This is a genomic window from Pontixanthobacter sp., from assembly GCF_049682855.1.
GTDB lineage: Bacteria > Pseudomonadota > Alphaproteobacteria > Sphingomonadales > Sphingomonadaceae > Pontixanthobacter.
On record NZ_JBAUIK010000007.1, the window covers coordinates 39,692 to 53,354 of the forward strand.

13 protein-coding genes and 1 tRNA gene are annotated in these 13,663 nt (G+C 57.1%); 4 read left to right on the top strand and 10 right to left on the bottom strand.

What is annotated here, in order from left to right; translation table 11 throughout:
- Window positions 1–97 precede the first annotated feature (97 nt).
- Window positions 98–2,398, top strand: coding sequence for a putative bifunctional diguanylate cyclase/phosphodiesterase (locus tag WA922_RS03125; protein ID WP_424770337.1), 2,301 nt, complete (start codon window positions 98–100; stop codon window positions 2,396–2,398).
- Window positions 2,399–2,434: 36 nt separating this feature from the next.
- Here the strand turns inward: WA922_RS03125 and purQ are convergent, their stop codons facing one another.
- The 4 genes from purQ to purC form a co-directional block, all read right to left on the bottom strand.
- Window positions 2,435–3,112 carry a phosphoribosylformylglycinamidine synthase subunit PurQ gene (gene purQ, locus WA922_RS03130; RefSeq protein ID WP_424770217.1) on the bottom strand — a complete coding sequence of 226 codons (678 nt, stop codon included), beginning with the start codon at window positions 3,110–3,112 and terminating at the stop codon, window positions 2,435–2,437.
- A complete protein-coding gene (gene purS, locus WA922_RS03135) occupies window positions 3,112–3,357 on the bottom strand; it encodes a phosphoribosylformylglycinamidine synthase subunit PurS (RefSeq protein WP_424770218.1) in 246 nt (81 codons plus the stop codon). Before purS ends, purQ begins: the two co-directional genes overlap by 1 nt.
- A gap of 123 nt (window positions 3,358–3,480) precedes the next feature.
- On the bottom strand, window positions 3,481–6,393 hold the full coding sequence (locus tag WA922_RS03140; RefSeq protein ID WP_424770219.1) for a M16 family metallopeptidase: 2,913 nt from the start codon (window positions 6,391–6,393) through the stop codon (window positions 3,481–3,483).
- Window positions 6,394–6,458: 65 nt separating this feature from the next.
- Entirely contained in the window at window positions 6,459–7,259 is an 801-nt protein-coding gene (purC, locus tag WA922_RS03145) for a phosphoribosylaminoimidazolesuccinocarboxamide synthase (protein WP_424770220.1), read from the bottom strand.
- A gap of 222 nt (window positions 7,260–7,481) precedes the next feature.
- Between purC and WA922_RS03150 the strand changes: the two genes are divergently transcribed.
- The 3 genes from WA922_RS03150 to WA922_RS03160 are packed head-to-tail and all read left to right on the top strand — an operon-like array spanning window position 7,482 to window position 9,731.
- The gene (locus WA922_RS03150) at window positions 7,482–8,024 is read left to right on the top strand and encodes a MaoC family dehydratase (protein WP_424770221.1); all 543 of its coding nucleotides are present in this window, start codon (window positions 7,482–7,484) and stop codon (window positions 8,022–8,024) included.
- A gap of 30 nt (window positions 8,025–8,054) precedes the next feature.
- A complete protein-coding gene (locus WA922_RS03155) occupies window positions 8,055–8,810 on the top strand; it encodes an enoyl-CoA hydratase/isomerase family protein (RefSeq protein ID WP_424770222.1) in 756 nt (251 codons plus the stop codon).
- Between the two features lie 21 nt (window positions 8,811–8,831).
- Window positions 8,832–9,731: an SDR family oxidoreductase gene (locus WA922_RS03160; RefSeq protein WP_424770223.1), complete on the top strand. Its 900-nt coding sequence runs from the start codon at window positions 8,832–8,834 to the stop codon at window positions 9,729–9,731.
- On the opposite strand, the gene WA922_RS03165 is transcribed toward WA922_RS03160, so the two are convergent.
- The 6 genes from WA922_RS03165 to infA all read right to left on the bottom strand — a co-directional run bounded on the left by WA922_RS03165 (window position 9,728) and on the right by infA (window position 13,627).
- Window positions 9,728–11,359, bottom strand: coding sequence for an AMP-binding protein (locus WA922_RS03165; protein WP_424770224.1), 1,632 nt, complete (start codon window positions 11,357–11,359; stop codon window positions 9,728–9,730). The two genes, WA922_RS03160 and WA922_RS03165, sit on opposite strands and share 4 nt — an antisense overlap.
- A 73-nt stretch (window positions 11,360–11,432) precedes the next feature.
- Window positions 11,433–11,508, bottom strand: a tRNA-Phe gene (locus WA922_RS03170).
- Between the two features lie 121 nt (window positions 11,509–11,629).
- The gene (gene yacG / locus WA922_RS03175) at window positions 11,630–11,809 is read right to left on the bottom strand and encodes a DNA gyrase inhibitor YacG (RefSeq protein ID WP_424770225.1); all 180 of its coding nucleotides are present in this window, start codon (window positions 11,807–11,809) and stop codon (window positions 11,630–11,632) included.
- Entirely contained in the window at window positions 11,806–12,777 is a 972-nt protein-coding gene (locus WA922_RS03180) for a ribonuclease (protein ID WP_424770226.1), read from the bottom strand. Before WA922_RS03180 ends, yacG begins: the two co-directional genes overlap by 4 nt.
- Entirely contained in the window at window positions 12,770–13,357 is a 588-nt protein-coding gene (locus tag WA922_RS03185) for a Maf family protein (protein ID WP_424770227.1), read from the bottom strand. The genes WA922_RS03180 and WA922_RS03185 overlap by 8 nt, the downstream gene beginning before the upstream one ends.
- A gap of 12 nt (window positions 13,358–13,369) precedes the next feature.
- A complete protein-coding gene (infA, locus tag WA922_RS03190) occupies window positions 13,370–13,627 on the bottom strand; it encodes a translation initiation factor IF-1 (RefSeq protein ID WP_067600927.1) in 258 nt (85 codons plus the stop codon).
- Window positions 13,628–13,663 lie beyond the last annotated feature (36 nt).

Consider the following 13,663-nt stretch of genomic DNA (forward strand, 5'->3'; position numbering starts at 1 on the left):
CCCTATACTTTACCGGACGCTAACCTTTTTTCCGTAACGGAAATCTGTGAGCGAAAATCGATCCGATCTGCCGGCATTGCCCGAAAATCTGCCAGCTATGGCGGTGCTTGGTTTGACCAATCCGGTTGGCGATGATTGGGCGCGCTTGCGCAGCATGCAATATGCCTCGCTGGCGGAAAATATGTGGCTTCGGGTTTCGGTCCACATGGTTACCGCCGCTCTGACAGCCTGGTTATATCTTGCCTTGGTCAGTCCGCTCGCTATTGGCGGCTGGTTTGCTGCGCTGCTTTGCGGGTTATTTTACGCATCGCGATCTGACAAAGGTCTGTCGGATGCGGATACGCGTAATATCTCAAGACTTGAATTCCAGCGGCAGAATATTTCTGTGCTCATCCTGGGCGCCATCTGGTGCGTCCCGCTGATTATTTTCAGCTCGTATGGCACGATTAAAGAGCTGCTGATCCTTTGGACCGTGGCGCTGGCCCTCATTGTATCGACCGCATTGATGCGTGCTTCCGCCCCTCTCGGATCAATTATCTTTAACCTTGTGACGGGAAGCGGTGCGATTGCTGCGGCCGCGCTGATGGGGGAATTTACTGCTGCGGTCTGCATGGGTTTTGTCCTGCTGATCATCATATTGGGCACGATTGAATGCGGGCGCACATATCTGGTGGCTCGCATTGCCGAGGCTGGAATGGAGGAGAAGAACGAAGTCGTCTCGATGCTCCTTCGCGAATTTGAAGAGAACCAGGCGGATTGGTTGTGGCAAGTTGATACAGGCCGCCGCATTCGCAGCGCATCGCCGCGCTTCTCTTTTGCATTGGGGCAAAAACCCGCTGACGTCGAAGGCAAGCCGTTTCTGCAGATGATTGCAGGAGAAACGTGGGAATCGGGGAAATTCGCGCCGAGCCTTCACGAACTTGCCGAAAAGCTCAAAGCGCGAGAGAATTTCTCTAACCTCATCGTGCGGGTGTCGATTGACGGGCAAAGCCGCTGGTGGGAGATTTCAGGCACGCCCATTCTGGACGAGCACCAGCATTTCATGGGCTTCCGCGGAGTGGGATCGGATGTGACCGAGCAACGCGAATCGAGTGAGAAGATCGCTTATCTTGCACGGTATGACACGCTTACATCGCTACCCAACCGCATGATGCTGAATGAGGCACTGCGCGATGCCATTGCCTATGCAAAAAAATGGCGGACCCGCTGCGCTTTCCTGATGCTCGACCTCGACCGGTTCAAATCGATTAACGATTCGCTTGGCCATATGGTGGGGGATGAATTGTTGGCAGAAGTCAGCAGCCGATTAAACGAATTGATGGATGATAACACGACTTGCGGCCGTCTGGGCGGAGACGAGTTTGCAATCGTTATTCGCGATGCGTCGGAAAAAGGTCTGGTTGAACGCCTGGCGCGGCGCATCATCCGCTCTTTGTCACGGCCTTACAATATCAACAACAACACCCTTTATGTTGGTGCCAGCGTTGGTTCTGCAATTGGCCCGCGCGACGGGAAAACCGTTGAGGAGATCATGCGTAACGCCGATCTCGCACTATACCGTGCCAAGGATGAAGGGGGCGGGGAGCATAGTCCGTATGAATCGACGCTTCACGCCAATGCGGAGGAACGCCGCCAGCTGGAGGTGTCTTTGCGCAGCGCGCTGGAAAATAACGAATTACACCTGAACTATCAGCCGGTGGTTGATGCCAATAGCGAAGCTTTGGTCAGCTTTGAGGCGCTGCTTCGCTGGAACAGCAAAGAGCACGGCTTTGTGCGCCCGGATAAATTTATCGCCTTGGCAGAAGATACCCGGCTAATCGTTCCGATTGGCGCGTGGGTATTGCGCGAGGCATGCCAGGAGGCCACAAACTGGCCCGGCAGGGTCCGCGTTGCGGTGAACGTTTCGGGTGAACAGCTCATTGAGCCTGATTTTGCCACCACAGTGGTGCAGGCTCTGTCGCGCAGCGGACTTGAACCGAGCCGGCTGGAGATTGAGGTCACCGAAAGTATTTTCCTGCGCGATCCGAATATTGCGCGCGCCGCATTGGAACAGGTCATTGCGCTGGGCTGTACCGTGGCGCTGGATGATTTTGGAACCGGATATTCATCGCTGGGCTATTTGCGAAAGCTAAGTTTTTCCACCATCAAGGTGGATCGCAGTTTTGTACAGGGCGCCGCGCAGGGGAGTGCTGAAAGTATCGCGATTATCCGGGCAGTTGTTGCAATGGCAGATAGCCTTAAAATGGCGACAACGGCAGAAGGCGTTGAGAATATTGAAGAGGCGCAAATGATCCGCGAAATGGGTTGCAGCAAGATCCAGGGATATTACTTTGGCCGGCCGATGAGTGCGGAGGATGCGGGGCAGCTGTGCGCCCGCACGCAGAAACTTCGGGCCTGATAGCTGTGGCGTAAACGCTTGGCCCCTGCCATTTTGCTATGCGCGGACCAGACCATTGATTGCGCTTTCAAACAGAGCCCGTCCATCGCTGCCGCCATGCGCGGGTTCAATGGCGCGTTCCGGGTGCGGCATCATTCCAAGTACATTGCCTGCCTGGTTCAAAATGCCCGCAATATCGCGGCGCGATCCGTTGCAGGCTTCCGCGTAACGAAACGCCACGCGGCCTTCACCGTCCAGTGCATCCAGCGTTGCCTCGTCGGCAAAATAATTGCCGTCATGGTGGGCCACCGGGATGTTGATTGTTTCTTTCTCTGCAAATCCGTTAGTGAAGAGCGAGCGGGTATTCTCGACAATCAAAGGAACGGTTCGGCAGATAAATGTCTGCCCGGCATTGCGCATCAAGGCGCCTGGCAACAAGCCGCTTTCGGTGAGTACCTGAAATCCGTTGCACACGCCCAGCACCGGCACGCCGCGCCGGGCGGCTGCAATAATTGCTTTGGTGATTGGGCTTCGTGCAGCCATCGCGCCCGACCGCAGATAGTCACCATAGGAAAAACCGCCGGGCAGGGCGATAAAATCCAGATTGCCGGGCAATTCGGCATCGCCGTGCCAGATGCGGATGGGCGCCGTCCCGGAAACACGCTGCAGCGCGACTGCCATATCGCGGTCACAATTGGACCCGGGGAAAGTGACCACGGCAGAACGGAACGCCATCAGGCCGCCTCCTGATCCAGTATTTCAATGCGGTAATTCTCGATTACCATGTTTGCCAGCAGCTTGCGGCACATCTGATCCAGATCATCATCTGACGTTCCGTCCGCCACATTCAGTTCAATGAGCTTGCCCAGCCGCACATCATTGACACCCGCAAAGCCTAGAGCTTCCAGCTCGTGATGGATGGCTCGGCCCTGCGGATCGAGCACGCCGGGCTTTAACGAAACGTGGATATGCACTTTCATCTAACGCTCTCACTGATGCGGTGGGGCCGGAGTGCGGCCCTGCCAAGTCTGCGGTTTCTATGCCGCCACAACGCGTTACTATCAAGGCAGCGCAGCCTGCAACCTGTCGGAAAGTCTGATCAGTCAGTCTGCGCTGGCTTGCGTCAATACATCCGCGCCGGGCACAACGCGAAATTCGACCGCGCTGGCTGGATCAAGATATTGCTTGGCAAGAGCCTGCAATTCCTCGCGCGTGATCGATTTGTAACGCTCGGTGGCGGTCAAGAAGTTGGCGATATCTTCGGGCTCTGACTGGGCGCGATTGACCAGCGCCATCCATCCGCCGTTGCTTTTCAGCCGGTTACTTATCGCTTCCAGCACAGGCTGCCGCGCACGCTGGATGACATCTGTATCTGGTCCGTTGTCACGCAGGTCAGCTATAACGCCAATAAGGGCATCTCTGGCTGCGTCCAACTGGGCCGGATCAACCGATGCACCGATGGAAAACGTCCCGTAATTTGGGTATATACCCGATTGGCTGCTGGTCACCGATGATGAGTATATCTGGCCCAGTTCCTCGCGCAGTTTCTCAGTAATTTGCAGCCGGATTACGCGCGATAACAAGTTCATTCGTGATGTCAGCTCGACATCGGTATCATCGGTTGTGGGCCAGACCATGCGGATAATCGCCTGATCTGCCTCGCCATCATGTTCGACGGTCTTCACGCCGCGATCCGCTGTGAAGCTGCGTTCACGTGCCGGACCGTCATAGGGCCGGAAGTCAGCTTCACGCTCTGGCAGAGCGCCGAATGTCGAGGCCACGAAACGAATGGCTTCTTCCTCGTCAAAATCGCCGACAATACCTATTTCAATCGCGCCGTTTCGCAGTCTGCCGCCAATCACCGACTCTAATTTCTGAAAATCAAGTGTGCGGTAGGCATCTATCGGCTGGCGGGTGAAGCGTGGATCGTTGTCAGACAGGATGGCACGCGACGCCTCGGAATAGGCGGAGCCGGGTGTCTTGCCAAGGCGCGCGAAGAAATCGTCGAGGCTTTTGCGATATGGGCCGAGCCCTTCGGGGCGATAGCCGGGATCGGTGATATAGGCGGCAAGCAATTGCATCTGCAGCTCAAAATCACGCTTGGTCGTGGTGCTGGTGCTGACAAATGTCTCTGACCGGCTGCGGAAATTACCGCTAACCGAACGGCCAGCCAGCACTGACTGCAATTCATCCAGGCTATGCCGCCCCAGTCCGCCACTGGTGAGCAGGCTGCCAATCTCTACCGCCAGGGGGTCGTTTCGGGTGCGCAGCATCAGACCGCCATCAATCGCGACCTGAATTCGGATATTGCCGTCCTCCAGATCGGTTGGCTTCAGGTTCAGGCGGACATTATTGGCAAAGCGGATTGTGCGAATATCAAGCCGATCGGTGCGGGTATCTGTTATGATATCCCCAGCGGCACCGAAATTGGTATATGCAAACTTGTCGGCTGCGCTATCTTCCGGCGGGGCTATAGCGCGCGCAAAGGCTGCATCGACTGCGCGGCGCAGTGCATCGCCCCCGCCTTTGGGAGCAGATTTTCCGCTAAACCGGATCAACGGTTCTGTCAGATCGCGCGTACGCGCACGGAAGACATCTGTAACTTCAGCAGCGGTCAGCCCGTCCACCATACGGCCAAACCGTTCCAACCCGGCAACGGGTCCGGCCGGCACTGAGCTTGCGCGGACAATGCCGATTGCTTCATTGGCAAAGCTCGCGTTGGACCGTGTCCCTGCATTGGCAACGGCGTTTTCGTAAGCCGTGCGTAGATTGGCCACTTGTTCGGCAATCTCGCTATCGGAAAAACCAAATTGCAGCGCGCGGCGCGTTTCGTCGATCGCCGCATCAAGCCCGCGCTGCCAGCCGCCTTCCTCGGTTGAGACGCTAATCTGGGCCGTTTCTGCCTCGTCAAAAAACGCGACGGTAGAGACATTTACTCCGCGAAACGGCGGGTCTTCACTGCGCAGCAGCCGTTGGTAGCGGCGGCCCAAAGCGCGCCCGGCAATCGAATATAGCAGTGTTTCGCGGCGTGTGTCATACGTATCTGGCCGGTCCTGATACGGGAAGTGACGCGCCAGAACGATCGTTTCGGTCAGTGCGGGATCAAGATAGATGTCCGTCTGGCCTTTGCGCGCCCCATCCACTGGCCCTGCGCCCGGTTGATCAGGGGAGGGGGACGCAGCCCAATCGGCGAACCGTTCGGTGATTTTGGCCTCAACCACTGCGGGGTCAAAGTCGCCGATGACTATCACAACCGTATCGGCGGGCACATATTCGCGTTCCCAAAAGCCGCGCAGTCCCGCCGCTGTTGCGCCTTCTAGAGTTTCGATTGTGCCAATTGGAAGGCGCGATGCGATCCGCGCCTCGGGATAGTTGAACTGCAATCCGTCAATGACGTTTTGCAAATTGTAATTGTTGCGTACACGGCGTTCAGACAAGATCACGCCGCGCTCACGGTCCACGGCCTCTGGTGAAATGGTCAGTTCGCTGACAGTCTCGCGCATTAGCATCAGCGCCGTATCGAGCAATCCTTCATCGGCACGGGGCAGATCCAGCCTATATTGAGTCTGTTCAAAACTGGTCGAGGCATTGGTATTTGCGCCGAATGCAAGCCCTGCGCGCTCCAGCAATTTGATCATTTCGCCTTCGGGAATATTGGTCGACCCATTGAAAGCCATATGTTCAACATAATGGGCAAAGCCCTGCTCTTCAGGGCGTTCATCAATTGACCCGGCAGCAATCTCCATGCGAACCAATGCCGTCTTTTCGGGCCGGTCATTTTTTCGGATAATGTACCGCATGCCATTATCCAGCCTGCCGAATACCCAGCCAGCCTCCGGCAGGAATTCGCTGTCGTCAAAATCCCAATCTGCCGGGTTCCATCCGGTTTCCGCACTCCGCGCTTCGGCGCCCTCTGCTGCGGTTTCCGCAACACCATCCTGCGCAGCGAGAGGCGCCGCGAGCAGGGCGGTCAGAACAAGCGATGCCGCAATATGCGTGAAAAGGCGTGAGGTCATGGCTTTCACCATGCAGAAACAAGTCCCAGCCTGCAATGCCCGGCCAACAGCCGATCACGATGGCGCTATTTTTTTGGCGGTGTTCCGCGCAATTTTCCGCGATGCGCGTTGAGATCGAACACTTCACCGGGGCTATTATCCTCATTACCAAGAATACCCAGGCGGCGCGCAACTTCCTGATAGGCTTCCTCTTCGCCGCCCAGATCCCGGCGGAAGCGGTCCTTATCAAGCTTCTCATTGGTGGTCATATCCCACAACCGGCACCCATCGGGACTGATTTCATCTGCCAGAATAACCCGGCTGAAATCACCATCATACATCCGGCCAAATTCCAGCTTGAAATCGATCAGACGTATGTTGATGGCGGCAAACATCCCGCACAGAAAATCATTCACGCGAATGGCCATGCTGGCAATATCCTGCATTTCTTCCTGACTGGCCCAATTGAAGCACGCAATGTGCTCTTCAGAAACCAGCGGATCGCCAAGCGCATCATCCTTGTAACAATATTCGATCAAGGTGTGGGGCAGGGGCTCTCCCTCTTCAAGCCCCAGACGTTTGCAGATCGAGCCTGCGGCGACATTGCGTATGATCACTTCGATCGGAACAATTTCGACCTGACGGACGAGCTGTTCGCGCATGTTCAGACGGCGGATGAAGTGGGTTGGGATGCCGATATGGCTTAGCCGCGTAAACACATATTCGCTGATGCGGTTATTGATCACGCCCTTGCCGTTAATCGTGCCCTTTTTCTCAGCATTGAAAGCGGTCGCGTCATCTTTGAAATATTGGATGATCGTGCCGGGTTCCGGGCCTTCATAAAGGATTTTTGCCTTGCCTTCGTAAATTTGGCGGCGACGGGTCATGCGTGGTTCCTTAAAAAATCGCAGCCCCGACGTAAGCGGTCAACAATACCAGCATAGGGGGGACAGGAATGGCATTTACTGGTATCAATGGCAAAGTGCAATCAGCACGCGGCGCATAATTGTGGTCAGCCGCAGCGCATCCGGCGCACGCGTACCGCGAATGCGCCGGGCGGAACCAGCTTGCTATTGACCGGCGGGTTGGTCAGCGACCATTGGTGCAAGGTGGCTGCATATCCGGAATGGGAGACATGGGCGATGCGTGATGGTGTGATCGAAGTGGCTCCGGGCCGTTACCGCGAGACATTTGGCCGGTATTACGAGGATTTCGCCGTGGGTGATGTGTATGAACATCGTCCCGGACGGACAATTTCGGAGCATGACAATACGTGGTTCACTTTGCTGACGATGAATACCCATCCGCTGCATTTTGACCACGAATTTGCCGCCAGAACCGAATTTGGCAAGCCGCTCATCTGCTCTCCGCTCACAGTGGCAATCATGACCGGTCAAAGTGTGTCCGACGTCAGCCAGAAAGCGGTCGCCAATCTGGGCTGGGACAATATCAAGCTGCCTAGGCCGTTATTCGCTGGCGACACGCTATATTCCGAAAGCGAAGTTCTGACACTGCGCGAATCGGAACAGCGGCCGGAGCAGGGCATCGTCAAGATCCACACGCTTGGCCGCAATCAGCATAAAGACGTTGTGTGCAGTTTTGACCGCACCATGCTGGTCTGGAAACGCGGATATGGGCCAGCCGATGACTGAAGTGATGCACAGCTTGCTGATCCCCGCAGCTTGACCATCCGTTTCAAACAGGAAGGCGCGATCGGCTATCTGCTGATTGACCGGGCGGATCGGCGAAACGCGGTATCACTTGCCATGTGGCAAACCATCCCGGACCTGTTGCAGACCGCTTCCCGCGCTCCTGACATGCGGCTTCTGGTGGTTCGGTCTGCCAATGGCAGCAGCTTCAGCGCGGGCGCAGATATCCACGAAATGCTGGCGAATAAAGATGATGCCCAGTGGCTGCGTGCAAACCAAGACGCGATCTTTGCTGCGCAATATCAGCTCACCCGATTTCCTCTGCCGACAATCGCATGGGTTACGGGTGACTGTATCGGAGGGGGATGCGGGCTGGCTTTGGCCTGCGATATTCGTGTGGCGTCACCCGGTGCACGGTTCGCAATTACTGCGGCCAAGCTGGGGCTGGTCTATCCGTTTCATGATATAAAGCTACTGACCGATCTGATTGGTCCGGGCCAAACGAAGAGATTGCTCTACACAGGCGAATTAATCGATGCAGTCGAAGCGCACCGGATCGGCCTGGCCGAGATTATTACCGACGCACCCGATGCTGTGTTCACCACTATTCTGGCCGCGTCGCGTACTTCCACCACTGCGATGAAGCAGCTGGTTCGCTTGGCACTTGGCGGCCAAACCGAGGATGACGCGCACACCAAGGCAATGTTTGCCGCAGCTTTTGACGGGGCAGATTTCGCTGAAGGCGCTGCCGCCTTTGCCGGAAAACGCATACCAGATTTTACCGATTGAACTGACCTGAAAGGCTTTCCGATGGATATTGCAAAACTGATGTACCGCGACGGATTGATGCAGGGCGCACGTATTCTGGTGACCGGTGGCGGCACAGGCTTAGGCCGTGAGATGTCACAAGCCTTTCTGAAACTGGGCGCAACCGTGCATATTTGCGGGCGGCGCCAGAACAAATTGGACGATACCGCCAAGGAATTGATGGACGCGCATGGCGGCACGGTTATCGGCCATTCCTGTGATATTCGTGACCCCGGTGCCATCGAGGCTATGGTTGATGCGATCTGGGCCGAAGGCGGCGCGCTGACCGGCGTGGTCAACAATGCGGCGGGTAATTTTATCAGCAGGACCGAAGATATCTCGGTCAACGGGTTTAACGCCATTGCCGATACAGTTTTTCGCGGGACGTTTTATGTGACGCACGAGATCGGGAGACGCCTGATTGATGAAGGCAAGTCGGCCAGTTTCCTGTCGATCCTGACGACATGGGTGTGGAATGGCGGACCATTTGTGGTTCCATCCGCCATGTCAAAATCGGCGATCAACACGATGACGCAAAGCCTCGCGGTGGAATGGGGGCGTTACGGATTGCGGTTCAACGCGATTGCGCCTGGCCTGTTTCCGACCGAAGGCATGAGTGCGCGGCTATCGCCCGGCGGGCGCGGCGGCAATTCCGATGACCGGATGAACCCGATGGGCCGCCACGGGGAAATGCACGAGCTTGCAAATCTGGCCGTTTTCCTGATGGGGCCTGGCGCGGAATGGGTAAACGGACAGACTATCGCGATTGACGGGGCCGGATATCAGGCTACCGGCGGCACTTTCTACCAGATGCTCAGCCCGCTCGGCGATGAGGAGTGGGACGCTATGCGTGCAATGATTAAGAACACCAACGCGAAGGACAAGGCGGACCGCAGCAGTTAGGCGGCGGCTTTCTCCGCAAGTTCCTGCGCAGTTTTATAGTCGGGCTTGCCATTGTTGAGGCGGAGCGATTGCTGAGTAAACACATAGAAGCGCGGTATTTTATATCCGGCGAGAGCTTCGCGGACTGCGCTGTCAAGGGTTGCCTCAATTGCCGCATCGCCTTGCACAACGGCTGCAATCTTCCGCCCAAAACGCGGATCATGCACGCTGACGACGCGGACATCGCTTACGCCTTCGCAACTGTGTAAAACGGCCTCGACTTCCTCGGGAAAGACTTTTTCGCCGCCGGTATTGATGCACATATTGTCGCGGCCCCGGAATTCTATGCTGCCATCTTCGCGGTAGCGCGCCATGTCGCCGGTCATGAGCCATCGTTTGCCGCCGATTTCCGGAAATGTCTCAGAGCTTTTCGCGTCCTCGCCGAGATAGCCCAGCGGCAATGGGCCGGAGCGTGCGAGAATGCCAAAGGCATCTGTTCCGGGTAGAATTTCGCGGTAGCTGCCATTGTCCTTCACGGTAAATATCTTTGTCTCCCGCCCCGGCATCGGCGCAAAATGGCCGCCGCCGCTGGTGCCAGCCGCAGTGGTGATGGTTACCGCAGTGCCCGCGCTTTCGCTGGAGCCCAGTGCATCGACAATAACCATTTGCGGGTGGATCCCTATCAGACGTTTCTTGACCGCTGGGCTGAATACCGCGCCCGATGAGGTAATCATGCGTAAGCTGCCGATTGCCTGTGCAGAATCGGGGCGCGTCTCCAGCGCATCGGCCAGAGGCGTGGCAAAGGCATCTCCGACAAAAGCAAGCGAGCGGGCCCCGTGCGCGGCGATCGTGTCAATCGCCTTATCGGCATCGAAGCGGTTTGCGGGGATGGTTGCCAGAGTGCTGCCGCGCATCAGATGGATCATAGCGGCGAATTGTCCGGCGCCGTGCATCAGCGGGCTTAGCAGCAGCAGCGGCGCTATGCTATCAGGCCCGCCGGGTGGCAGCGATGCGGCAATGGCGCAGTGGCTGGCCAGCGAACCGGCTATATGGGGCGGTTGTCCCAGACCCGTTGGCCAATGGGAAATTTGGAAAGCGTCCCACGCTTCTTCAAACGGCCACATGACGGCTTTGGGCATACCGGTGGTCCCGCCCGTCGCGGTATAGAACAGAGCTTGCGGGTCCGGGTTTGCGGTGAAATTTGGCGGGATCGCCTTATTGCAGATGGCTTGCCATTCCGCATTGCCCGCATCTGCCGTGATAATCCGGTCAAGGCCCGGCGCGTTTGCCGCCCGCGATCGTTCGGCGAACTCTTCCTCGACAAATACCGCCTTCAGGCCAAAGCGCACGAATATATCGCCAAGCTCGCCTTCCTTGTAATGGTAATTGACATTCACCGGCGTGATACCGGCCTTTACGCAGCCGAAATAGGCCAGAATATACTCCGGTGAATTTCGCAGCATCTGCCCGGCGACATCGCCCGGTTTCAATCCCTTCGCGAGCAGACCGGCTGCAATGGCATCGCTTTGCTGGTCCAATTCCTGCCAGGTGACCATACGGTTACCATGCAGCAGCGCGGGACGCCCCGGTTCGACAGCCTGCGCAATGGCTGTCACAGCCACGCCGAAATTCTCGCCCTTCCATATCATGCATGCGAACTTAGCAGCCGCACCGACAGATGGCGAGGTTTGAGGTCTTTGCGGACTTCCTGATTAAGGGAAATGGTGCCCAGAGGCAGATTCGAACTGCCGACACCACGATTTTCAATCGTGTGCTCTACCAACTGAGCTATCCGGGCACATCGGCGCTGGTTCATCGTCATACCAGTGCGGGTTGGAAGCGGCGCTATGGCGAAGCTGGACGCGCTTGGCAAGGGAAAATCAGCCGTGCCGCGGCCGTTTTCTGACAACCGTTTGGTCTTACTTATCCCAATCGGCTGTCGTCAGTTCTTCTACGGAGGCTGGCCGGCCGGGAACAGCATACCCATCTTTGAACCACTGGTTCAAATCACGGTCCCGGCAACGGCCGGAACAAAAGGGGTGAAACTGGCTATTGCGCGGTTTCTTGCAGATCGGGCAGGTCTTTGATGCAGTCGTCATAATGGTACCGACTGGGCGAAAGCGCCCTCCAGCGCAAGGGCGGGCTGTACCTCTATCCGCACCTCTCGTCCGGTACGCCGAGCCAGCTGTTCGAGCCAATTGGGGTTCAGCTTGGCTTTGATAGCCGGATGGACTGACAGCAATATTGCTCCGGGATCGGAGAGATGTTCGGCTTGCCGCAATAGCTGTCTGGCGATCAGTCCTGCCCGCGATGTGCTGGCACGATGAAAGAGCGAGGGGCGCTGCAACCGCGCGACCAACTGCACAAAGCCGAAGCCGTTCATCGCCGTGCGCTCATGCTGCCAATCACCCAATGCGGCATCCAGCGCCTCATCGACGGCGCGGCGATCCTGCCTGCCTGACACAGTCGGGAAATCAATCCCGATCATACCGCCAATATCAAACTGTCTGATGGCGCGTGCAATGGCCGGTATCGCAGCCATAGCCAAGCCGCGCGGTGGCAGAATGCCGTCAATATCAATCATCAGCATTGCGGGGGTAGGGGATAGGAGCAGCGTGCCGCCATTAAACGTCACCGATTGGGCGAGACTATCGGCGATGATGCCGGACCAGCCAGAGACCGTGAAGCGCCGCACTGGGCGGACGGGAAAACGTGTTGTCGCCAGGCTGTCTTCCACAGTGATCGACGCGGGCTCCGACGTGCTGGGCCGTGCTTGCGCCATTTTCAGGCGGCCGCGTTCTCCAATGGCAGAGCGTGTAACTTCTACCGTGATCTCTGCGCCTTCTTGTGCATTGGCAGGCAGCCGATCGATAAGAATTTCGGTGCCATTGCTTAAACGCCCGGTGCCGCGTTTGCTGCCGGCGATTTTTGAAACCAAAATGGCCGTTATGATCGATCCAGAGATGAGCTCACCATGCCAATGCTGGCGGGTTTGCAGAATATGGCCACCTTCTGTCAGTATTGCGCGGTCTTCGCCTATACCGCGCTCGATCTGCCACTCAGCCAAGGCTGAAACCAGCGGATTTTAGCAGCGCGCGGGTTTCAAACAGCGGCAGTCCAACAACCCCTGAGTGACTGCCGTGTATCGACGCAATCAAGCCTTCGGCGCTGCCCTGAATGGCATAGCCGCCAGCCTTACCCTGCCACTCGCCGCCAGCGATATAGGCGTCCATTTCACTGGCGCTCAGCCGTTTGAAACGGACAATGGTTTCACTCAGCTTCTCGCAAATCTTGCCGTCAGGATATTTGAGTGCGATAGCGGATAAGACCCGGTGACGCCTGCCGGAAAGCAATTTCAAACAGGCCCGGGCAGACACTTCGTTTTCGGTCTTTGGCAGGATGCGGCGCCCTGCGGCAACCACAGTGTCTCCAGCCAGGATAAACTGACCTTCGGTTGCTACCGCCTCGGCTTTTTCGCGCGCCATCCGAACCGCGTAAACGCGCGGCAGTTCGGCATTGCGGGGTGTCTCGTCAATATCTGCAGGACACACGGCCGAAGGCTCAATACCCAGCCGCGCGATTAATTCGCGGCGGCGCGGGCTGGCGGAGCCGAGTACCAGCGCGGGGTCTGTAATCGATGCGGTCATGCCCGCAGCATATTATGCCGGACCGGGGCCCTGGCCGGGGCCGCCGCGGCCTGGCATGAAGCGGTAGGTAATCCGCGCCTTGGTCAGGTCATACGGTGTCAGTTCGCACAGCACTTCGTCGCCGACAAGCACGCGAATACGGTTCTTGCGCATCTTACCGGCGGTGTGGCCTAGCACTTCGTGACCGTTTTCAAGCTCTACCCGGAACATCGCATTGGGCAGCAATTCCACCACCTTGCCGCGCATTTCGAGGAGTTCTTCTTTAGCCATATGTGCTCTTATTCCGTGTTGTTGGTCGATTAATCT